This is a genomic window from Sphingomonas sp. 2R-10, from assembly GCF_030062225.1.
GTDB lineage: Bacteria > Pseudomonadota > Alphaproteobacteria > Sphingomonadales > Sphingomonadaceae > Sphingomonas.
The window spans coordinates 97991-118863 of record NZ_JASCXF010000007.1 but is presented as its reverse complement, the minus strand read 5'-3'; the positions used below and the strand labels follow the sequence as shown (position 1 = coordinate 118863).

The 20873-nt window shown below is 67.9% G+C and carries 22 protein-coding genes and 1 pseudogene; 14 read left to right on the top strand and 9 right to left on the bottom strand.

Features of this window, described 5'->3' with window-relative positions; translation table 11 throughout:
• Positions 1 to 384: pseudogene (locus tag QLH51_RS05260) on the bottom strand (DUF4136 domain-containing protein); the annotation flags it as partial.
• Between the two features lie 188 nt (positions 385 to 572).
• On the opposite strand from QLH51_RS05260, the gene ykgO reads away from it, so the two are divergent.
• On the top strand, positions 573 to 698 hold the full coding sequence (gene ykgO, locus QLH51_RS05255) for a type B 50S ribosomal protein L36 (RefSeq protein WP_055755695.1): 126 nt from the start codon (positions 573 to 575) through the stop codon (positions 696 to 698).
• A 268-nt stretch (positions 699 to 966) separates the two neighbouring features.
• Here the strand turns inward: ykgO and QLH51_RS05250 are convergent, their stop codons facing one another.
• Together QLH51_RS05250 and QLH51_RS05245 are read right to left on the bottom strand one after the other, a co-directional pair.
• A complete protein-coding gene (locus tag QLH51_RS05250; RefSeq protein ID WP_125656235.1) occupies positions 967 to 1725 on the bottom strand; it encodes an arginyltransferase in 759 nt (252 codons plus the stop codon).
• A gap of 447 nt (positions 1726 to 2172) precedes the next feature.
• Complete coding sequence (locus QLH51_RS05245; protein WP_125656238.1) at positions 2173 to 3414, bottom strand: threonine ammonia-lyase; 1242 nt, start codon at positions 3412 to 3414, stop codon at positions 2173 to 2175.
• A gap of 93 nt (positions 3415 to 3507) precedes the next feature.
• Here QLH51_RS05245 and QLH51_RS05240 point away from each other — a divergent pair, with 93 nt between their 5' ends.
• The 4 genes from QLH51_RS05240 to QLH51_RS05225 all read left to right on the top strand — a co-directional run bounded on the left by QLH51_RS05240 (position 3508) and on the right by QLH51_RS05225 (position 8005).
• Positions 3508 to 4485, top strand: a complete 978-nt coding sequence (locus QLH51_RS05240; protein WP_125656241.1) for an SDR family oxidoreductase — start codon at positions 3508 to 3510, stop codon at positions 4483 to 4485.
• Between the two features lie 213 nt (positions 4486 to 4698).
• The gene (locus QLH51_RS05235; protein WP_125656244.1) at positions 4699 to 5565 is read left to right on the top strand and encodes an NAD(P)-dependent oxidoreductase; all 867 of its coding nucleotides are present in this window, start codon (positions 4699 to 4701) and stop codon (positions 5563 to 5565) included.
• Positions 5562 to 7232, top strand: coding sequence for an amidohydrolase (locus QLH51_RS05230; RefSeq protein ID WP_125656247.1), 1671 nt, complete (start codon positions 5562 to 5564; stop codon positions 7230 to 7232). Before QLH51_RS05235 ends, QLH51_RS05230 begins: the two co-directional genes overlap by 4 nt.
• 107 nt (positions 7233 to 7339) lie before the next feature.
• Entirely contained in the window at positions 7340 to 8005 is a 666-nt protein-coding gene (locus tag QLH51_RS05225; RefSeq protein ID WP_125656250.1) for a L,D-transpeptidase family protein, read from the top strand.
• Positions 8006 to 8177: 172 nt separating this feature from the next.
• On the opposite strand, the gene ctrA is transcribed toward QLH51_RS05225, so the two are convergent.
• Together ctrA and QLH51_RS05215 are read right to left on the bottom strand one after the other, a co-directional pair.
• Positions 8178 to 8879 (bottom strand): response regulator transcription factor CtrA, encoded by a 702-nt coding sequence (ctrA, locus tag QLH51_RS05220; RefSeq protein ID WP_055792254.1) that lies wholly within the window; start codon positions 8877 to 8879, stop codon positions 8178 to 8180.
• A gap of 191 nt (positions 8880 to 9070) precedes the next feature.
• Positions 9071 to 9973, bottom strand: coding sequence for a LysR family transcriptional regulator (locus QLH51_RS05215; RefSeq protein ID WP_125656253.1), 903 nt, complete (start codon positions 9971 to 9973; stop codon positions 9071 to 9073).
• A gap of 91 nt (positions 9974 to 10064) precedes the next feature.
• Here QLH51_RS05215 and QLH51_RS05210 point away from each other — a divergent pair, with 91 nt between their 5' ends.
• Together QLH51_RS05210 and wrbA are read left to right on the top strand one after the other, a co-directional pair.
• Positions 10065 to 10763 carry a pirin family protein gene (locus QLH51_RS05210; protein ID WP_125656256.1) on the top strand — a complete coding sequence of 233 codons (699 nt, stop codon included), beginning with the start codon at positions 10065 to 10067 and terminating at the stop codon, positions 10761 to 10763.
• An 18-nt stretch (positions 10764 to 10781) separates the two neighbouring features.
• The gene (gene wrbA, locus QLH51_RS05205) at positions 10782 to 11384 is read left to right on the top strand and encodes an NAD(P)H:quinone oxidoreductase (RefSeq protein ID WP_125656259.1); all 603 of its coding nucleotides are present in this window, start codon (positions 10782 to 10784) and stop codon (positions 11382 to 11384) included.
• 45 nt (positions 11385 to 11429) lie between these two features.
• Here the strand turns inward: wrbA and QLH51_RS05200 are convergent, their stop codons facing one another.
• Both QLH51_RS05200 and QLH51_RS05195 read right to left on the bottom strand, forming a co-directional pair.
• Positions 11430 to 12509, bottom strand: a complete 1080-nt coding sequence (locus tag QLH51_RS05200) for a hypothetical protein (protein ID WP_164516102.1) — start codon at positions 12507 to 12509, stop codon at positions 11430 to 11432.
• A 44-nt stretch (positions 12510 to 12553) separates the two neighbouring features.
• Positions 12554 to 13273, bottom strand: coding sequence for a M15 family metallopeptidase (locus QLH51_RS05195; protein ID WP_125656265.1), 720 nt, complete (start codon positions 13271 to 13273; stop codon positions 12554 to 12556).
• 75 nt (positions 13274 to 13348) lie between these two features.
• Here QLH51_RS05195 and QLH51_RS05190 point away from each other — a divergent pair, with 75 nt between their 5' ends.
• The 4 genes from QLH51_RS05190 (at position 13349) to QLH51_RS05175 (ending at position 16205) form a co-directional block, all read left to right on the top strand.
• Positions 13349 to 14002 carry an RluA family pseudouridine synthase gene (locus QLH51_RS05190; RefSeq protein ID WP_125656268.1) on the top strand — a complete coding sequence of 218 codons (654 nt, stop codon included), beginning with the start codon at positions 13349 to 13351 and terminating at the stop codon, positions 14000 to 14002.
• A 1-nt stretch (position 14003) separates the two neighbouring features.
• Positions 14004 to 14429: an alternative ribosome rescue aminoacyl-tRNA hydrolase ArfB gene (gene arfB / locus QLH51_RS05185; RefSeq protein WP_125656271.1), complete on the top strand. Its 426-nt coding sequence runs from the start codon at positions 14004 to 14006 to the stop codon at positions 14427 to 14429.
• A gap of 58 nt (positions 14430 to 14487) precedes the next feature.
• Complete coding sequence (locus QLH51_RS05180) at positions 14488 to 14970, top strand: GAF domain-containing protein (RefSeq protein WP_125656274.1); 483 nt, start codon at positions 14488 to 14490, stop codon at positions 14968 to 14970.
• Between the two features lie 125 nt (positions 14971 to 15095).
• Positions 15096 to 16205, top strand: a complete 1110-nt coding sequence (locus QLH51_RS05175) for an RcnB family protein (protein WP_206428923.1) — start codon at positions 15096 to 15098, stop codon at positions 16203 to 16205.
• Between the two features lie 4 nt (positions 16206 to 16209).
• Here the strand turns inward: QLH51_RS05175 and QLH51_RS05170 are convergent, their stop codons facing one another.
• Both QLH51_RS05170 and QLH51_RS05165 read right to left on the bottom strand, forming a co-directional pair.
• Positions 16210 to 17499 (bottom strand): M20/M25/M40 family metallo-hydrolase, encoded by a 1290-nt coding sequence (locus tag QLH51_RS05170; protein ID WP_125656277.1) that lies wholly within the window; start codon positions 17497 to 17499, stop codon positions 16210 to 16212.
• A 789-nt stretch (positions 17500 to 18288) separates the two neighbouring features.
• A complete protein-coding gene (locus tag QLH51_RS05165) occupies positions 18289 to 18744 on the bottom strand; it encodes a universal stress protein (RefSeq protein WP_125656280.1) in 456 nt (151 codons plus the stop codon).
• A 129-nt stretch (positions 18745 to 18873) separates the two neighbouring features.
• Between QLH51_RS05165 and QLH51_RS05160 the strand changes: the two genes are divergently transcribed.
• The 3 genes from QLH51_RS05160 to QLH51_RS05150 are packed head-to-tail and all read left to right on the top strand — an operon-like array spanning position 18874 to position 20830.
• Positions 18874 to 20229, top strand: coding sequence for a pyruvate dehydrogenase complex dihydrolipoamide acetyltransferase (locus tag QLH51_RS05160; protein WP_125656283.1), 1356 nt, complete (start codon positions 18874 to 18876; stop codon positions 20227 to 20229).
• Positions 20230 to 20454: a hypothetical protein gene (locus tag QLH51_RS05155; protein WP_125656286.1), complete on the top strand. Its 225-nt coding sequence runs from the start codon at positions 20230 to 20232 to the stop codon at positions 20452 to 20454. It begins immediately after the preceding gene.
• Positions 20438 to 20830, top strand: a complete 393-nt coding sequence (locus tag QLH51_RS05150) for an acyl-CoA thioesterase (RefSeq protein WP_206428924.1) — start codon at positions 20438 to 20440, stop codon at positions 20828 to 20830. The genes QLH51_RS05155 and QLH51_RS05150 overlap by 17 nt, the downstream gene beginning before the upstream one ends.
• Positions 20831 to 20873: the final 43 nt, after the last annotated feature.

Here is a 20873-nt window from a genome sequence, read left to right as displayed (position 1 = left end):
GCCCAGCCCCACGCCGCCGCCACGCCAGCCGCCGCCCCCGCCGCCCGCGCCGAGGCCGATCGACACCGGCGGGCGCTTTTCGACGAAGCCGCGCGAGGCGCGGGTGAAGGTGACGCCGACGATCAGGTCGGACGGCTGGGTGCCGGCGCGGGTGAAGCCGAGCTTTTCCATCTCGCGCGCGACGGCGTTGCCATAGGTCTGGAACTCGGGCGTGGCGGACATGCCGCTCGACACCGGTTCGACGGTGAAGGTACCGCGGGCGATCGGCTGGTTCAGGTGGAAGCGGGTGACGTCGACCGGCGCGACGCGCGATCCGGTGGTCGTGCACCCCGTGGCGAGGAGCGCCGCGACCGTCGCGACCCCGATTGCCCAACCCTGCTTCATGTCGTTCATCCTGCTTATGCCACAGCCTGTGTCATCCGATAACGCACCAACCATATGGTCGGGTTCATTGCGATGGTGTTTCGACATGCGGAGGCGATCCCATCTTGACGCAGGCGCCGACCGGCGATAGCTGGACGCCTCTTTTCCGGCCGTGCGAGCGGCCCATTTGCCGTTTGAGAGCCGTTCCCATGAAGATCGTCAATTCGCTGAAGTCGCTCAAGGATCGTCACCGGGACAACCGCGTGATCCGTCGCCGCGGGCGCATCTACGTCATCAACAAGACCAACCGCCGCTTCAAGGCCCGCCAGGGCTGATCCGGCGCAGGGCCTGGCCGCGTCGCGCGGCGGGCCCGGCGGTTTCGTACAGGCATCCGGCCCCGGCGGGTCGGGTGCCTGTTCGTATGTGTGCCCCTCGGCGATACTGCTGACGGTGTCGTCACTCCGGCCTTGATCGAAACCCCTGCGAAAGCCCTCAACCCGTACGCCGGCCTTCGCCGGGTACGGCGAGGCTTTGGCCCTGTTCGAGACGTCTCGGTCAAGACCGGGCTGACGGTAGGGGGCGGTTCGAGCCGGAACGGCCCGCTTACGCCGGCACGGTCGCGGCGGGGGCGTCGCCCAGTACGGCCCAGCCGGTCGGCCCCAGCACCTCCAGCGGACGGAACTTCGTCTTGTACGCCATGCGCGGCGACCCCTGTACCCAATAGCCGAGATAGACGTGCGGCAGCCCGCCGGCGCGGGCGCGGCGGATATGGTCGAGGATGATGAAGGTGCCGAGGCCCGGGCGCGCATCGTCGTCGGTTTCGAAGAAGCTGTAGACCATCGACAGCCCGTCGGCCTGTTCGTCGGTAATGCATGCGCCGACCAGCCGGCCGGGCACGCCGCCCTCGGCCGGCTCGCGATATTCGATGACCCATGACGTCACCGGCGAATGTTCGACCATGTCGGCGAAGTCCGATTCGTCCATCGCCGTCATGCCGCCGCCGGGATGGCGCGCCGAAAGGTAGCGGCGCAGCAGGCGGAACTGTTCGTCGGTCGCCCACGGCTTGCACGCGCGGATGTCGAGATCGGCGTGGCGGCGCATCAGCTTGCGCTGCGTCGCGTTCATCGTGAAGCCGCCCGCCACGACGCGGACCGACACGCAGGCGCTGCACCCGACGCAGCTGGGGCGATAGGCGACCGACTGGCTGCGGCGGAAACCGATGCGGCCCAGCGCCTCGTTCAGTTCGTCGGCATTGGGGCCGTTCAGTTCGGTAAAGACCTTCCGCTCCTGCCGCCCCGGCAGATAGGGGCAGGGGGCAGGCGAGGTTACGAAGAAGCGGGGAAAACGAAACGGCGCGGTCACCCGATGCTCCTGCGGTCGAGACGTTGTGAATCTAGCGGATCGCGGGGGATATGGCGATTACCCGACGTGCTGAAAAGCGCGTTAACCATCAATTCCGTTGCGCCGGTCAGGTCGCGGGCGGACCCTGCGGAAATTGCGGTATTCCGTCGGCCAGCGCCAGCCATGGCTGTTTCGATTCGATCCAGATGTGATCGGTCGGCGTGACGCGCTCGGGATGACCGTTCGTCCCGGGGGCTACGCCTTGCGAATCGCATGTCGATCCTGTGCCAGCGTTCGACAGACCGGCATGGCAGCGTCGCCCCAGCGAAGGCCGGGGCCTCCCGCGGCTCCTGCTGCGCCCTGTCAGCGGGAGATCCCAGCCTTCGCCGGGATGCCGTTCGCGGCCGGTTCCGCAGGGTCAGCCGCCGCCGGGAGGGCATCCGGGTTCAATGCGATGGCGTCGGTTGTCTACGCCAGTTCGACCGTGCTTACCTCGTACCCGCCCGCGCGCAGGCCATCGACGAGCCCGTCGAGATGTGCGCGGTCGCGGGTCTCGCATTCGATGTCGGTTATCAGGCCCTTGGCCGGCAGCGTCGTGAAGACGCGCTGGTGATAGACCTCGATGATGTTGACGGCGTGTTCGTGGAAGATCTTGGCGACGTGGAACAGCGCGCCGGGGCGGTCCTGCAACCGGATGCGCAGCCGCGCCAGCCGGCCCGACCGGGCGAGGTCGCGCAGCAGCACGTTGGCGAGCAGGCGGGTGTCGATATTGCCGCCGCACAGCACGACGCCGACGGTCTTGCCCCGGAACCGCTGTCCATGGCCCAGCAGCGCGGCGAGGCCGGCGGCGCCGGCACCCTCGACCACGGTCTTTTCGATCTGGACCAGCAGGCTGACGGCTTCCTCCAGCTGGCGTTCGCTGACCAGCACGATGTCGTCGACCAGCGCCGCCACGACCTGCGCGGTCAGGCCGCCGGGCTGCTTGACGGCGATCCCCTCCGCCAGCGTGTCGCCGGCGCAGTCCATGTCGGTGCCGTGCAGGCGGTTGTACATCGACGGGAACAGCTCGGCCTGCACGCCGACCACCTCGATCGGGCGCCCGGCGGCGCGGGCGACGGTCGCCATGCCGCTGATGAGGCCGCCGCCGCCGATCGGCACGACCAGCGTGTCGAGCTCGGGCACGTCCTCCAGCATTTCGAGCGCGACGGTCCCTTGCCCCGCCATGATCCGCGCGTCGTCGAACGGATGGACGAAGGTCAGGCCCTGCTCCGCCTCCAGCTTGCGGGCATGGGCATAGGCGGCGTCGAACGTCTCGCCCTCCAGCACCACGGTCGCGCCGTGGCTCTGCGTCTGCATCACCTTCACCGTCGGGGTCGGGCGCGGCATGACGATCGTCACCGGCACGCCCAGCCGGTTGCCGTGATAGGCGAGGCCCTGCGCATGGTTGCCGGCCGAGGCGGCGATCACGCCCTTCGACCGGGTGGCCTCGTCGAGTTGCAGCAGGGTGTTGAGCGCGCCGCGTTCCTTGTAGGCGGCGGTGAACTGAAGGTTTTCGAACTTGAGATAGACGGTGGCGCCGGTCAGTTGCGACAGGGTGCGGCTGACCAGGGTCGGCGTGCGGACGATCGATCCGCCGATCCGCATCGCCGCCGCACGTACATCGTCGACGGTGAGGGGCAGGGCGGGCGGAGCGATCGGGTTCGTAGCCATCGCGGGCGCGTAGCCTATTCGCGCCGACAGGGGAACCCATCCGCCCCGGCACGCGTCTCCCGAAAGACCTCTCAAGCCGGAAAGCCGAACGCCATGTCCGATACCGATCGCCGCACCTTCGTTACCGGTGCCGCCCTTGCAGGCGTGGCCGCCGCCGTTCCCGCATCGGCGCAGGGCGGGGGTGCCGCGGCCCCGACCAGCGCCGCCGCCGCGCATCCCAAGCCGCCCTTTCCGGTGCAGCGCCAACCGTGGCCGGGCCTTGCGTCCAAGATGACGCCGCGCCCCGACCATGGCGAGCAGAGCTACAAGGGATCGGGCCGGCTGGCGGGCAAGCGCGCGTTGATTACCGGTGGCGACAGCGGTATCGGCCGGGCCGCCGCCATCGCCTATGCTCGCGAAGGCGCCGATGTGGCGATCAACTATCTGCCTGCCGAGGAACCCGACGCACGCGAGGTCGTCGCGCTGATCCGCGCGGCAGGACGCAAGGCGGTGGCGATCCCCGGCGATCTGCGCGACGAAGGATTTTGTCGCAAGCTGGTGCAGCAGGCGACGGCGCAGCTGGGCGGGCTCGATATCCTCGTCAACAATGCCGCCCGGCAGCAGACCCGGCCCGATATCGCGTCGATCAGTTCGCAGGATTTCGACGATACGATGAAGACCAATGTCTATGCGCCGTTCTGGCTGACAAAGGCGGCGGTGGCGGTGATGGGGCCGGGCGCGGTGATCGTGAATACCTCGTCAGAACAAGCGGGCGATCCGTCGCCCGACATTGTCGACTATGCGCTGACGCGAGCGGCGGTGCTGAACTTCACCAAGGCGATGGCCAAACAGCTGGCGTCGAAAGGCATTCGCGTCAACGCGGTGGCGCCGGGACCGTTCTGGACGCCGTTGCAGGTGAGCGGCGGTGCGACACCGGAGAAGTTGCAGAGCTTCGGCGGCAGTTCGCCACTCGGGCGGCCGGGTCAGCCGGCGGAGATCGCCGGGCTGTACGTCGCGGCGGCCGATCCGGCGATCAGCTTTTCGACGGGGCAGATTTTCGGGGCGACCGGCGGGGGTGGGCAGCCGGCGTGATTTACCCGGGCCAAGCCGACCAACGGTACGTCATCCCAGCGCAGGCTGGAATTTCCCGGTTATCGCGGAGAGCAGGAGCCGCTTGAGGCCCCGGCCTTCGCCGGGGCGACGTACTGCGTGGATAGTGTGGCCGGCGCTTGCGGCCAATCCGTCCAGTGCGTCCGCAATATCGGCCCTTCCCCATGACGCGCGAAGCCCATAGACCGCTGGCCCATGGCAACACTTGCATTCATCGGCACCGGCGTCATGGGCGCGCCCATGGCCGGGCACCTCGTTTCCGCCGGCCATCAGGTCACCGTCTACAATCGCACCCGCGCCAAGGCCGACGCCTGGACGGCGCAGCATGGCGGCACCGTCGCGGATACGCCCGCCGCCGCTGCGCAAGGTGCCGATGCGGTGTTCGCGTGCGTCGGCAACGACGACGATCTGCGCGCGGTGACGCTGGGCAACGACGGTGCGTTCGGCGCGATGCGGGCAGGCGCGCTGTTCGCCGACCACACCACCGTATCGGCGGCGATCGCGCGCGAACTGGCGCAGGCGGGGGCCGGAAAGGGGCTGCTGGTGCTCGACGCGCCGGTGTCGGGCGGACAGGCGGGGGCCGAGAACGGCAAGCTGTCGATCATGTGCGGCGGTTCGGCCGAGGCTTTCGCCGCCGCCGAGCCGCTGATGCAGGCCTATGCGCAGCGCATCGTCCATGTCGGCGATGCGGGCGCGGGGCAGACGACCAAGATGGTCAACCAGATCTGCATCGCCGGGGTGCTGGGCGGATTGGCCGAAGCATTGCGGTTCGCGCAGGCGTCCGACCTCGACCTCGACAAGGTGCTGGACGCGGTGTCGGGCGGCGCGGCGCAGAGCTGGCAGATGGTCAATCGCTGGCCGACCATGGCGAAGGACCGGTTCGATTTCGGCTTCGCTATCGACTGGATGCGCAAGGACCTCGGCCTCGCGCTCGACGAATCGCGGCGCAACGGCGCGACCTTGCCGGTGACCGCGCTAGTCGATCAATTCTATGCCGAGGTGCAGGCCATGGGTGGCGGACGACAGGATACCAGCGCGCTGGTGCGGAGGATCGCGAAGTGATCCGGCAGGCTCTTGCCGTCGCCGCGCTGCTGCTGGCGGGAACGGCGCAGGCCGACGGGCTGATCGACAACGTGTCGGGCGTGGCGCTCGATTCGCGGGGGCAGGTGGTGCGCTTCGGCGGCATCCTGGTCGATCGCGAGGGCAAGGTCGTGCGGCTGGTGCCCAAGGGCGAGAAGGCACCGAAGAAGCTGGACTGGCGCAGCGACATGAAGGGGCAGATCGTGATGCCCGGCATGATCGACGCGCACGGCCATGTGATGTCGCTGGGCTATCGCGCACTCGAACTCGACCTGTCGAACACGAAGTCGCTGGCCGAGGCGCAGGGCGCGATCCAGTCCTATGCGCGCGCCAACGGCAACCGGCCATGGGTGACGGGTGGCGGCTGGAATCAGGAGGCGTGGGGGCTGGGGCGTTTCCCGACCGCCGCCGAACTGGATGCGGCGGCGGGCGACAAGCCGGTGCTGCTGGAACGCGCCGACGGCCATGCGGTGTGGGCGAACACCGCGGCGATGAAGGCGGCGGGGATCACCGCGAAGACCGTCGCGCCGGCGGGCGGGCGCATCGAATTGCTGCCGAACGGCCAGCCTTCGGGCGTGTTCGTCGACAGCGCCGCCAGCCTGTTCGATGCCGCCAGACCGAAACCGTCCCCGCGCGAACGCAACGCCGCGTTCCTGAAGGCGCAGGACCTGCTGCTGTCGAACGGCATCACCGCGACCGCCGACATGGGCACGTCGGTCGACGACTGGCAGGTGTTCCGGCGGATGGGCGATATCGGCCAGCTGCGCGTGCGGATCATGAGCTATGCGATGGGGCTGGAGCCGGCGCTGACCATCGCCGGGGCCGGGCCGACGCCGTGGCTGTATGGCGACCGGCTGCGCATGGGCGGGATCAAGCTGTACGCCGACGGGGCGCTGGGATCGCGCGGGGCGTGGCTGAAGGCGCCCTATGCCGATGCGCCGAAGCAGACCGGGCTGTCGTTCATCAACGATACTACCCTGCTGAACCTGCTGAGCCGCGGCACGATGGATGGGTTCCAGTTCGCGATCCATGCGATCGGCGACCGCGCCAACCGGCAGGTGCTGGACGCGATCGACGAGCTGGCATCGTCGTACAAGGACGACCGCCGCTGGCGGATCGAACATGCGCAGGTGATCGATCCCGCCGACCTGCCGCGGCTGGGACGCAACGGCATCGTCGCATCGATGCAGCCGGTCCACGCGACCGGCGACCGGACCATGGCCGAGGCGCGGCTGGGGCCGGCGCGGCTGACCGGCGCCTATGCGTGGGCGACGGTGCTGCGCGATGGCGGGCGGCTGGCGTTCGGGTCGGACTATCCGGTCGAGAACCCGAACCCGTTCGTCGGCTGGGCGGCTGCGTTCACCCGCGAGGATGCCAATGGGCAGCCGCCGGGCGGGTGGCGGCCGGAGGAAAAGGTGACGCGCGAACAGGCGTGGAAGGCGTTCACCCAGGACGCAGCGTTCGCCGGGTTCGCGGAACAGCGTTTCGGATCGCTGCTGCCGGGGCAGAAGGCGGACTTCATCGTCGTCGATCGCGATCCGGTGACCGCGACGCCTGCGGAACTGCGGACGACCAGGGTGATCGAGACATGGGTCGGCGGGTACAAGGCGTGGCCGTTGAAGGAGGAGCCGAAGGCGACCGGGCGCTGAAAGTCATCCCGTGGCGGGGAGGATTAATGTGCCATCGCGGTACGGTCTGGATTGCCGGGGTGCGCGACCGGGGCGCTTGCCCTACATGGGTCCGGACAGGAGGATCGATGCGAGCGTCTTTGCGAACCGGATTGGGCGTGGCGTTGCTGGTCGGCGTGGCGGGCGCGACCGCGGGCGGGGCGGCGATGCTGCTGGGTGCGGCCAGGCCTGCGCCGGCCGCACTGGTCGCAAAAGTGGCGGCAGCGCCGATCGCCCGCCCGAGTCCGCAACCGGTCGCAACGCCGATCGCCCAGTCCACCCCGGCACCGGAAGCGATGGTGGTCCGCCGCGTGCTCGATATCGACGGGCCGTTCACCCATGGCCGCTGGGTCTGGGACGAGGACGGCGCACCGGCCACCGGCAAGCTGGTGGTGACCATCGACCTCGATGCGCAGGTGCTGTCGGTCTTCCGCGACGGCTATGAGATCGGCGCGGCGGTGGTGCTGTACGGCGCGGACTGGAAGCCGACGCCGCTCGGCGCGCTCAAGATCACGCAGAAGGATGCCGACCATGTCAGCAACCTCTATGGCGCGCCGATGCCGTACATGCTGCGGCTGACCAACGACGGCATCTCGATCCACGGCAGCGACGTGCAGGAAGGTGCGGCGACGCATGGCTGCATTGGCGTGCCGACGGCGTTCGCGAAGAAGTTGTTCAACGCGGCGCGGCTGGGCGATCGGGTCATCATCACCAACGGCAAGCGGTTGCAGATGGGTGGGGCGATTACGGCGTAGTTGGCCGCATTATCCGCCATCCGTTCGCTCCGAGCTTGTCGAGAACCGTAGTCGAGAAGGGGGCGCCCCGAACGGGGTTGCCCCGAACGGGGTGTTCTCGACAAGCTCGAAGCTGCTCGAACCGAACGGGGTAGGTAGCAACGAAGGCAGAGGTAGCGGTCGGGCAGCCGCCTTACGCGACCGCCGCCTCCACCATCTCGTCCGGTTCGCGCAGCACATAGCCGCGGCCCCAGACGGTTTCGATATAGTTGTCGCCTTCGCATGCCATGCTGAGCTTCTTGCGCAGCTTGCAGATGAAGACGTCGATGATCTTGAGTTCGGGCTCGTCCATCCCGCCATAGAGATGGTTGAGGAACATTTCCTTGGTCAGTGTCGTGCCCTTGCGCAGCGAGAGCAGCTCGAGCATCGCGTATTCCTTGCCCGTCAGGTGGACGCGCGCGCCGTCGACGTCGACCGTCTTGGCATCGAGATTCACCGAGAGCTTGCCGGTGCGGATCACCGATTGCGAATGCCCCTTCGACCGGCGGACCACGGCGTGGATGCGCGCGATCAGTTCCTCGCGGTGGAACGGCTTGGTCACGTAATCGTCGGCGCCGAAGCCGAACGAGCGGACCTTCGAATCCATCTCGTCAATGCCCGACAGGATCAGGACCGGGGTCTGCACCCGCGCCACCCGCAGCTTCTTCAGCACGTCATAGCCGTGCATGTCGGGCAGGTTCAGGTCGAGCAGGATGATATCGTAATCGTACAGCTTGCCCAGATCGAGGCCCTCTTCGCCCAGATCGGTCGTGTAGATATTGAATCCTTCGGTCGTCAGCATGAGCTCGATCGCCTTGGCGGTCGTCGGCTCGTCCTCGATCAACAGCACGCGCATCGGCTTACTTCCCCCGTTTCGCGGCGCGCTATCGTCCCTGACCGGCGCGCGACAAAAACATTAACGTAAAGACCTATGAAGGCAAAAGGTTAATTTCTTCCTAATCGAAAACACTTCGTAAATTCCGTTGGTTAAGCGGAAAGAAGGTTCCAGTCCCAGAAACGGCCGGATGCGGCGAAGGTTTAGGGAAATCAACGCAGGTTGCACGACCGCCGGAATCGGTCGGACAGATAGTCGATCAGCGCCTCGACCCGTGCCGGACGCAGCGTGCCGGGCGGGGTCAGCAGGTGCAGCGCCACGCCGCCGCTGCTCCATTCGGCGAGCACCGGTTCCAGCCGGCCTGCGGCGATATCGGCATCGACGAGAAAGTCGGGCAAGCGCGCGATGCCGAGTCCGGCGCACAGTGCGGGCAGCATCGCCTCGCCATTGTTGGTCGCCAGCGGACCGGTGGGGCGGACCGCGACCTCCTCCTCGCCGCGGCGGAAGTGCCAGATCGGGTTGGGGAGGTTGGTGTAGCCGAAACAGTCATGGTCGCCGAGATCGGCGGGATGCGTCGGGCGGCCGCGGGCATCCCAATAGGCAGGCGCGGCGACGATGCGGATCGCGACGGGGGCAAGGCGGCGGGCGCGCAGCGTGCTGTCGGGCAGGTCGGCGATGCGCAGCGCCACGTCGATCCCCTCCGCGACGATATCGACCTTGGCATCGGACAGCGTCAGATCGATCTCGACGCCGGGATGCAGTTTCAGAAAGTCGGCGATGGCGGGCGCGACATGGGCGAGTCCGAACGACATCGGCGCCGCGACCCGGACCAGCCCGGTCGGGGCGGCGGCGGCATCGCGCGCCTGTTCCTCCGCGCCCTGCGCCTCGGCGAGGATGCGCGCGGCGCGTTCGGCGAGCGACTGGCCGGCGTCGCTGAGCGTCAGGCGGCGCGAGGTGCGGTGGAACAGCGTGGTGCCGAGCGATGCCTCCAGCCGGGCCACCGCCTTCGACACCGTCGCCTTCGACACGCCGATCGACTGGGCGGCGGCGCTGAACGACCGATGTTCCACGACGCAGGCGAACATCGCCCAGGCTTCGAAATCGGGTAGTCGCATATGCCCTCCGTGCGAAACGATCGGTTTCCGACGTTTCCATTTACGTCATGATCGCGCCGCCTATCTTGGGGGTCAAGCAAGGAGATCGACGATGATCGAGAAACGCAATTTCGACAGCCTGGGCCATGCCGATCACGGCTGGCTGAACGCCCGCCATCATTTCAGCTTCGCCAATTACCACGATCCGGCGCGGATGAGCTGGGGCGCGATCCGGGTGTGGAACGACGACGAGATTGCCGCCAACAGCGGCTTTCCGGCGCACCCGCACAAGGACATGGAGATCATCACCTATGTCCGTTCCGGCGCGATCACCCATCAGGACTCGCTGGGCAACAAGGGCCGTACCGCCGCCGGCGACGTGCAGGTGATGAGCGCGGGCACCGGCGTGCGCCACGCCGAATATAATCTCGAGCCCGAGACGACGCGGATCTTCCAGATCTGGATCGAGCCGCGGCAGAAGGGCGGCGCGCCGGCATGGGGCGCCAAGCCGTTTCCCAAGGGCGAGCGGTCGGGGAAGTTCGTCACGCTGGCCAGCGGCTTCGACGAGGATGGCGACGCGCTGCGCATCCGGGCGGAGGCGCGGGTACTGGGCGCGACGCTGAACGCCGGCGAGAGCGTGGAACACAGCGTGGGGGCGGGGCGTCACGCCTATCTCGTCGCGGCGACCGGTGCGTTCACGATCGACGGCGTGGCCTTTCAGGCGCGCGACGGGGTCGCCTTGTCGGGCGGGCAGACCGTCACCATCACCGCGACCGAGGACAGCGAGATCGTCCTGGTCGATTCCGAATAACCGCAAGGGAGTAACCCCATGTCGAAGGTACTGGTTCTCTATTATTCGTCCTATGGCCATATCGCGACGATGGCCGACGCCGTCGCCGAAGGCGCTCGGGCCGGCGGGGCCGAAGTCGATGTCCGCCGGGTGCGCGAAACCGCACCCGACGAGGTCGCCAAATCGGCGGGCTTCCGGGTCGCCGATCATCACGACCTGCTGACCGATCCGAACGAACTGACCAACTATGACGCGGTCATCGTCGGCACCGGCACCCGTTATGGCCGGATGTCGAGCCAGATGGCGGCGTTCTGGGACACGACCGGCGGCGTGTGGGCGAAGGGTGGCCTTGTCGGCAAGATCGGCGGCGCCTTCACCTCCACCGCGACGCAGCATGGCGGGCAGGAGACGACGCTGTTTTCAATCATCACCAACCTGTTGCACCATGGCATGACCATCGTCGGGCTCGACTATGCCTATGAAGGCCATACCGGGCTGGACGAGGTCAACGGGTCGACCCCCTATGGAGCGTCGACGATCGCCGGTGGCGACGGCAGCCGCCAGCCGACCGAGATCGAACTGGGCGGCGCGCGCCATCAGGGCAAGCGGATCGCCGAGCTGGCGACGAAGGTGTTCGGGTAATCGAAGGGGGCGGCCGATGGGTCGCCCCGCTTCATCAAACTCGCTTCAGACGACGATGCAGTCGAGCGACAAGGACGTAGAATCCTTGCCGCCGCGTCCAAGGCGCCAGCGCTCGGCAATTGGGGCCTCGGCAAGTAGTTCGGGCGGGCCGTCGTCAAACTCGCCATACCACCATGCACCGTTGTCTAGCGAACGCAGGGTCGGCATTATGGCTTCGGCCACATCAAAGATTCGCTTCGTTCGCAGTTCGGACGTCTGGTCGTCAGTTCCGTCAGGGAAAGGAGCAACGGGACGGACCGATAGGGGGCGGTCGAATGCCTGCTGGGCAAGCGCGCCGTCGACGCCCACGAAACTTGCCAGATAGCTCGCCACCCGTTGAGCAACGCGATACCCCGGCCGGGCGCGGCCCGGCCCCCGGGGTGGCGGGCCGCTCGCCCATGCAGCCAAGCTGCGTTGCAGACGAACCTTGGCGATCTCCCCGATCAATCTTCCACCGATGTCGCGCGCTTCGAATGGAACCGGTTTGGATCGAATTTCTCGATGGCGGGGGTTGAGGTTGCTGACCGCGATAGCGCGTTCGATCCCATTGACGATCGGGTTATGTGCCGCGGCGGCATCGACATCCGGCACCGCGAAGAACAGTGTATTTGCAAGCAGATTTCCCAGCGCCCGTCGAACCTGCCGGTCTTCCGTCAGAAGGGGGAGTGCATAGATCGCACTATGCGGTGTGCCGGAAGCGATACCGGTCGCCCGCAACCGGCCATGCTGAGTCTTGTCGCTATTGTTATTGATTCCGAACAGCACATGCCGCGTCATGCTGCTTTTGGGCGAACCAAACGTGCTCCCGGGATACAGTGAATATGTCAGTTGCTTGCCCAGCTTGAATTGCAGGAAGGCAACTCGCGCCGGTCGTCCGGTAATGGCCGGCAAGTCCAGAGGTATATCCCATCCGTGGTGCTTCTCGCCCTTCAGACTCAGTCCCGTCGCATAGATTGAAGGGCCGACTACCGTCGAAGGTGCCATCGGACGGGGCATTGCACCCCACAGGATCGACCATATTCCGTGGCCCAACGACAGCAGTTCATGCGTCGTGTTGATTTCAAGTGTCTTTTCGGTCAGTCCCATGGCGACCGGGTCATATCGGCCGGTTTGGCAAACGACAGCGTTATTCAGTCCAATCCGGGTGCGGCCGGAAACCGCGTCCGCGCCTGCAGGAAGATCGCGCGGGCCGGTGCCGCACCTGCTTCGGTCGCGGCGGTGCCGACCCAGCGCCAGTGCCATGGCTCCCATTTCACCTGCTGCCGGTTGCCCCCCGGGAACGACATCTCGAACCCGTATTTCGCGGCATTGGCGCGCAGCCAGCGGCCGGCGGTGGTGGCGGCGAAGCAGGCTTCGGCGTTGCAGGCGGTCGAGGTGCTGGTGCCGAAATCGATGACATAGCCGGTCGAATGCTCGCTGTGCCCCGGTGGCGCGGAGGCCCAAGCGCGTTCGGCGAAGCTGCCCGACCCGTTCACGCCGATTCCGCCGCAAAAGGTGATGCGTTGCAACGCTTCCGACCGGTGGCAAGATACCGCGCGCAGCGTGCCGGCGACCGCCGGATCGGCATCGGCGGCGGCGAGCAGGCGGGCCAGATCGGGCAGCATCGCCGGATGCACCTTGCACGACCCGCCGAGCGTCGCCGGCGCCTCGATCAGCGCCGTTGCCGGCATGTCGGGATAGGGGAAATGGTTGAAGAGCCGGCCGTCGCCGGTCCGCTGCACGGTGCCGCGATTGCACAGCGCGACCGGTCCGGTCTGCGGTGCCGGCTGCACGGGCACCACGACCCGCGGCGGCGCGGTCGGCGCACAGGCCGGGAGGACGAGACAGGCGAGGAGCGGGGATCGGCGCACAAAAGTCTCCGGCAGGCGCGGCGGGGCCGCATACGCGCACTGGCATGGTGTCGCCAACGATGGCAAGGGAGCGCAATGCTCGACGACCTGGTACTGTTCATCGATGGCGAGGCGATCGTCCTCGACAAGCCCGCCGGCCTGCCGGTCGATCCGCCACGCGACGGGTCGCCGAGCATCGTCGCGCGGGCCGGCGAACTGCGCTTCACCTTTCAACGCGAACCGACACCGGTACACCGGCTGGACCGCGATACCAGCGGCTGCCTGTTGCTCGCGCGCAATCCCAAGGCGCATGCGCGGTTCCAGCAGGCGTTCGAACAGGGGCGGGTGACGAAGCGCTATCTGGCGATCCTCGACGGCATTCCGGCCGGCGAATCGGGTGAGATCGACCTGGCGCTGGCGAAGGTCAGCACCGCCGAGACCGGCTGGCGCATGGTCGGCGATGCGCAGGGCAAGCCGGCGCGGACCAACTGGCGCGTGCTGCGCACCATCGACGACCGGGCGCTGGTTGCGCTGTTCCCCGAAACGGGGCGCACCCACCAGATCCGCGTCCACATGGCCGAGGGGCTGGGCTGTCCGGTGGCGGGCGATCCGGTGTACGGCCGGGGCGGACGGTCGGGGATGCTGCTCCACGCCGTCGGACTGACGATACCGCGCGACAACAAGCCGGCGATCGACGTGACCGCGCCGTGGCCGAAGAGCTTCATCGCGGCGGGGTTCGACGAGGCCTGACATGCCGCGCATCCCGATCACGCGGTCGATTTCGATCGATAGCGGCGAGCTGGTGGAGAGCTTTACGCGCGCGTCGGGGCCGGGCGGGCAGCATGTGAACACGACCGACAGCGCGGTGCTGCTGCGCTTCGACGTCGTCGCGTCGCCGGGGTTGCCGGAGGCGGTCAAGCATCGGCTGGCGGTGCTGGCCGGATCGCGGCTGACCAAGGACGGGGTGCTGACGCTGCGCGCCGATGCGTCGCGCTCGCAGGAGATGAACCGGCGCGAGGTGCGCGAACGGCTGTTCGACCTGATCCGCGAGGCGACGATCGTTCCGAAGAAGCGCCGCGCGACCAAGCCGACCAGAGCGTCGCAGGTGCGGCGGGTCGATGCGAAGAAGGGGCGGGCGCAGGTCAAGGCGGGGCGGGGGAAGGTGAAGTTCGACTGACGTCGTCCCCGTGCCGGAGAGGATTGTGTGCCGCCAGCCCGGCGCTACATACACGCCCATGTACCAGTTCGACATTTCCGGCGGCGCCAAGGGCGACCTGTATCGCGATCTCCTCTCGGCGCTCGATGCGCTGACGGCGGACGAGCGCGACGCCATCGCCAACATGGCGAACGCGTCGGCGCTGTTGATGCAGTATCTGCCCGACCTGAACTGGGCGGGCTTCTATCGGCTGGTCGGGGACGAGCTGGTGCTGGGGCCGTTTCAGGGCAAGGCGGCGTGCATCCGCATCGCCATGGGCCGTGGGGTTTGTGGGACGGCGGCGGAGCGGCGGACGACGCAGCTGGTCGCCGACGTCCATGCCTTTCCGGGGCATATCGCCTGCGATGCCGACAGCCGCAGCGAGCTGGTGGTGCCGATCGTGGTCGACGACCGGCTGGTCGGGGTACTCGATCTGGACAGCCCGTTGCCCGGACGCTTCGATGCCGCGGACCAGGCGGGATGCGAGGCGCTGGTCGGGTTGCTGGCGTCGCGGATCGGCTGATCTGCCCCGGGGCGGGACGGTCCGCAGGGCAATCGATGGATTGGCCGGGAACCGGGGGGCGTGGTAAGGTTTCGGCAACCATAGTCATGCCCGCAGGGTGCGGGTTTCAGGGAGCCGACCGGCCGATGCGCACGCCGACCTTTGCCGCCGCCATGGCGATGTTCGCCACCACCGCCCTGTCGGGCGGGGTCGCCCAGGCGCAGCGCGTGGGGCAGGCGCCCGAGGCGCGGCCGGGGCGTCCGGCCTTGTATCCGGGACAGGCGCGGGTCAATCTGCCGGGGCCGCGTTGGGGCGGGAAGGTGCGCGGGCGCTGGTATGGCGGCAATTACGCGCCGGGTGGCTGGGCGGCGTATCGCACGCCGGTGCGCGGCTGGATGCTGCCGCGCTATTGGGTCGCGCCGAGCTTCTTCGTGCAGGACTGGCCGGTGTACGGGCTGACGCGGCCGCAACCGGGCTATGGCTGGTATCGCTATTACGACGATGCGGTGCTTGCCGATCGTGACGGGCGGGTGGTCGATTACCGCCGCGGGATCGACTGGGACGGGCGCGACGATGGCCGCTATGTCCGCGACGACCGCGCCTATGACAGCTATCGCGCGCAGCCCGACCTGCCGCCGCCGCCGGTGGTCGCGCGCCGTGACGACGGGGTCGGCGGGGCGGTGATCGGTGGCGTGGCGGGGGCGGTCGCCGGCAACGTCATCGCCGGACGCGGCAATCGACTGGGCGGGACGGTGCTGGGCGCAGGGGTAGGGGCGCTGTCCGGGACCGCGATCGACCGGGCGGAGGACCGCCGTGCGTCGCCGCCGCCTCCGCCGTTGCCACGGCGGGAACTGCAGCCGGGCTATGGCGCCGACTATCCGCTGCCCGGCGACGAGATGCCGGTGGCGCCGGACGATGGCTATTATGGCGAGCCGGGCTATGACGCGCCACCGCCGGGGGTGGTGTTCGGCCCGATGCGCGAACAGGTGCAGCCGGTCCGTCCCCGCGCGCGCGGTGGCTATGTCGAGCGGCATGTCGGCGCGCCGCCGGTCGCGCGCAGCTATACGACGACCACGACGACCGAAGGGCCGGGGGGGTATGTCGCGGACGGATATTATTATCCGCCGCGCACGGTGACGACGGTGACGGTCGAAAGCCAGCCGGTGGTCACGACCACGACCGAGGAGGTCGTGACTTATACGTCGGAGCGCCGGGCACCGCGCCGGGTACAGCGCTCGAAGCTGTTGCGGCGGTAGGCGATCAACGCGGGGCGCGTCCGGCAAAGGTCGGGACGCTCTCCGCGCCGCCGGCCGACAGCGACGAGACGGCGACGAAGTGATCGTCGACGATCACGCCCCTGAGCACTGCCTGCGCGCCGGTGACGTCGCGGCTGTCGGTCCAGCCCTGCGCATCGTTGCGCCGCCAGCGGATGCGATAGCCCGCCGCATTCGCCACGGGCGACCAGCGGACGGTCGTATCGGTCGATAGCGCGCCGTCGATCGATACGCCGGTCGGTGCGGCCGGGGCTGCGGCGAGGCGGGCGATCGTCGCGACGTTGATCGCGGTCACCTTTGCCAGATAGGGGAAGTCCATCCGGTCGATCGTGTCGCCATAGATGCGCGTGCCGTCGCGGCGCAGGTCCTGATGCTGCGCATCGTAATTCTCGACGCCGACCGAGAAACGGATCGCGGGATAGCCGAGCTTCAGGAAGGGTTCGTGGTCGCCACCGCGGCCGAACCGGTCGGGGCGGCGGTCGAGAAACACGTCGAGGCCGCCGGGCAGCGTCGCCGCGACCGAATCGACCGTCTTGGCCAGCGCGCGCGACGGACCGTCATCCTCGCCGCCCGCAGCGCGCCGGGCGATTTGCTGCTCGATCGTTTCCGAAGCGCGGATGCCTTCGGAAAAGACGCGGACGCGGTCGGCGACGCGGCGGCCGTCCTGGCCCAGCGTGTTGCCGACGATGTCGTTGTTCAGCACGGCGGTGACGGTCCAGCCGCGTTCCTTCGCGGTTTCGGCGAGGAGTTGCGCGCCCCACAGTCCCTGCTCCTCGCCCGACAGCGCGGCATAGACGATGGTCGCATCGAACTTCTCCTTCGACAGGATGCGCGCGGCCTCCAGCACCAGCGCCACGCCCGATGCGTCGTCGTTCGCGCCCGGCGCGTCGCTGGTCGCGTCCATGACGTTGCTGACGCGGCTGTCGATATGGCCCATGACGATCACGACGCGTTTCGGGTCGCTGCCCTGCTGGAACCCGAGCACGTCGACGACCTTTACCCCGTTTGGCGCACGCGGGCCGGTGAAGCCGCGCGCGATGTTGGCGACGGTGATGCAGTCGCCGCAGCCCGATCCGATCCGCGTCAGTTCGCTGGCGAACCAGCGTCGCGCCGCGCCGATGCCGCGCTTTGGATCATCGGGGTCGGAGGCGGTGTGCCGCGTGCCGAACGACACCAGCGTCGCGACATCGGCGCGCAGTCGTTCGCGGCGGGGGGTGTCGCGCGCGTCGGCGGCGGTGGCGAGGAACAGGGCGGACAGCAGGAGGATCGATCGCATCGGCGGAGGATGACGCCATCGCGAACCGGGTCAACCGGTTTCGCGCGATACCCATCCTCGCGTAAAACCCATCATCCAAATGGGCAATCGTGCAGAAATAGAATGTTCGGTTTCGTTTTTTGCAATTGCTAACGGATGCGTTGCGATGCACAACGACTGTGCCTTTCAGGCATCCTCTCCTAAAACTTTTCAAGGGTCGGTTCGCCGGCCCTTTTTTTTGTGCGCGCTCCGCGCTAACGGCCTCTCACCAGCGCTGCGCTGAATTATAAGAGAGGATGTGCCGGATACCCGGCGAACAGCAGCAGCCCGCGGGGGATCGAGCGCGAATCGCAGCTCTCCCCCGCACGGTATCCCTGAACATCGGCGGATCGCCATTCCGGTCCGGACGGCTGGAGTATTCGATTCGTCATACGGGACTTGTTCGGGGTTCAACGCGCGGCCAGCGGTGGAACTGGATGCTCCGGGGACCTATCGTTCGGCAGGGCGCACCCCGGAACAGGTCGAGACCTCTGCAGAAGCCTTCAATCCGTGTGCCGGCGAAGGCCGGGGTCCAGTTCGAAGACTTTTCCGTATCTTGCCAATGCCCCCAACTGGGCCCCGGCCTTCGCCGGGGTGCGGCGAGGAATCGGCTCTGTTCGAGACGTTCGCAGGGGTCTCGAACAGCTCCGGGATGACAAGAGGGCTGTAGAGAGCGTCCAGCCGGATCATGAAAGTGCTGGCGCGGTCAACGCACCGACATTGCTGCCGATCACACCCGTGTCGAACGCGACGTGCAGTCATGGCCGGACATCAGCTCAGCCGGTCGATCCCTGCGCGGTCGAGGCTGCCGGGAACGATCATCAGCGGCACGGGCAGCGCGCCGGCGTCGGTGCCGGCGAAGTGGGTGACGAGGGGGCCGGGCGATCCGGTCGCGGCGGCGCCCAGCACCAGCGCGGCGATCTCGGGATTGGCGGCGATCATCTCGCGCACGATTCGCGGGCCGTCGCCGATCCGCACCGTCAGATGCGGCTGCAGCCCCGATTCGGCGATCAGCGTGCCCGCCGCCGCCTGTACCAGCGCCTCGGCGCGTTCCTTCGCCTCCTCCTCGATCGTCGCCTGCACGCCGCCCCATGGCGCGAACTCCTGCGGTTCGACCAGCGCCAGCACCTCGACCCCGCCATTGGTCTTGACCGCACGCCGCGCGGCGAAGCGCAGGGCGACCGCGCTTTCCGGGCTTTCGTCGACGACCACAAGATATGTACGCATGTGCCTTCCCCTGACGCTACGGTTCATGCGCCGGTTCGGTCGCGGGGCGCAAGGGTGGTGGCGGGGCTTGACCCGGAGCCGCCCGGCGGCGAAGAGGCGCTCACGAGCCTGAGAGGACCACTCTGCCCCATGCCGATCGAGATCAAGATGCCCGCCCTGTCCCCCACCATGGAAGAGGGGACGCTGGCCAAATGGCTGGTGAAGGAAGGTGATACCGTCAAGTCAGGCGACATCATGGCGGAAATCGAAACCGACAAGGCGACGATGGAATTCGAAGCCGTCGACGAAGGCACGATCGGCAAGGTGCTGGTGGCCGAGGGCACCGACAATGTGAAGGTCGGCGCGGTCATCGCGATCCTGCTCGAGGAAGGCGAGGACGCCTCCGCCATCGACGCGGCGCCCACGAAGGCCGAAACCCCCGAGCCGGCCGACGACCAGTTCAAGGGCAAGCCCGACGCGACCGATCCGAACAAGACCGGCAGCGAGGCGAAGCCCGCGCCCGCCGGCACGTCGGACCATGGCCGCCCGGCCGGTGCCGGTGCCGCGCAGGCCGATGGCGGTCGCGTGAAGGCGAGCCCGCTGGCGCGTCGCATCGCCGCCGACAAGGGCCTCGAACTGTCGGGCATCGCCGGCAGCGGTCCCAACGGCCGCATCGTCAAGGCGGACGTCGAGAACGCCAAGCCGGGTCAGGCAAGCGGACCCAAGGCCGAAGCAGCCGCGCCCGCGCCGCAGGCTGCGGCATCGGCCCCTGCCGCCGAAGCGCCCAAGCCTGCCGCGGTGTGGTTCGACGATTCGATCCCGCACACGGTCGAGAAGCTGTCGAACATCCGCAAGACGATCGCGCGTCGCCTGACCGAATCGAAGCAGCAGGTGCCGCACATCTATCTGACGGTCGACATCCGTCTGGATGCGCTGCTCAAGCTGCGCGGCGACCTGAACAAGTCGCTCGACGCACGTGGCGTGAAGCTGTCGGTCAACGACCTGCTGATAAAGGCGCTGGGCGTCGCGCTGGAGAACAGTCCGAAGTGCAACGTCACCTTCCTCGGCAACGAGATGGTGCAGTATGCGCGCGCCGACGTGTCGGTGGCGGTGTCGACGCCGACCGGCCTCATCACGCCGATCATCCGCGATGCCGCGAACAAGGGAGTCGCGAAGATCAGCAGCGAGATGAAGGACCTGGCGGGCCGCGCCAAGGAGAACAAGCTGAAGCCCGAGGAGTATCAGGGCGGCACCGCGTCGCTCAGCAACATGGGCATGTTCGGCATCAAGCAGTTCGAGGCGGTCATCAACCCGCCGCAGGGCATGATCCTGGCGGTCGGTGCCGGTGAGAAGCGCCCGTACATCGTCGACGACGCGCTGGGCGTGGCGACGGTGATGACCGCGACCGGCAGCTTCGACCACCGCGCGATCGACGGGGCGGACGGTGCCGAGATGCTGAAGCTGTTCAAGGCGCTGGTGGAGTCGCCGCTCGGCCTGATCGCGTAAATGCGCACCCGGCTGCTGACCGAGATCGTGCATGTCGTCGCGGGGATCGCGGCGGCATGGGCGATCGGGTCGCTGTCGGCGTGGTCGTATCCGCTGGGGCGGCGCGATATCTGGACGGTGACATGGGTGGCGATGGTTGTCGTGCTGGTGCTGGGCGTCCGGCAGGTGCAACGCGCGATGGCGGACGAACGCGCGAAGGGGGCAGGGTATGATGGTCGACGATAACGCCACCCCGCCGACCGGCCAGCCCGCGCTGCGTGTGACGGCGATGCCGGCGGACACCAACCCCTATGGCGACATCTTCGGCGGGTGGATCATGTCGCAGATGGACATGGCCGCAGGGCTGGTCGCGGCACGCCATTCAAAGGGGCGGGCGGTGACGATCGCGGTCGACGCGATGCAGTTTTATGCCCCCGTCGCGGTCGGCGACGAAGTGTCGGTCTATACCGATCTGGTCAAGGTCGGCCGTTCGTCGATGACGATCGAGGTCGTGGCGTGGCGCCGCGACCGCTTCGGCGAGGCGCTCGATCGGGTGACGCAGGCCCGCTTCGTGTTCGTTGCGATCGACGACGACCGCAGGCCGCGGGCGATCGAGGGGTGAGCGGCGTGGCGTCGATTCCCTCCCCCCGCGTGGGGGAGGGAGG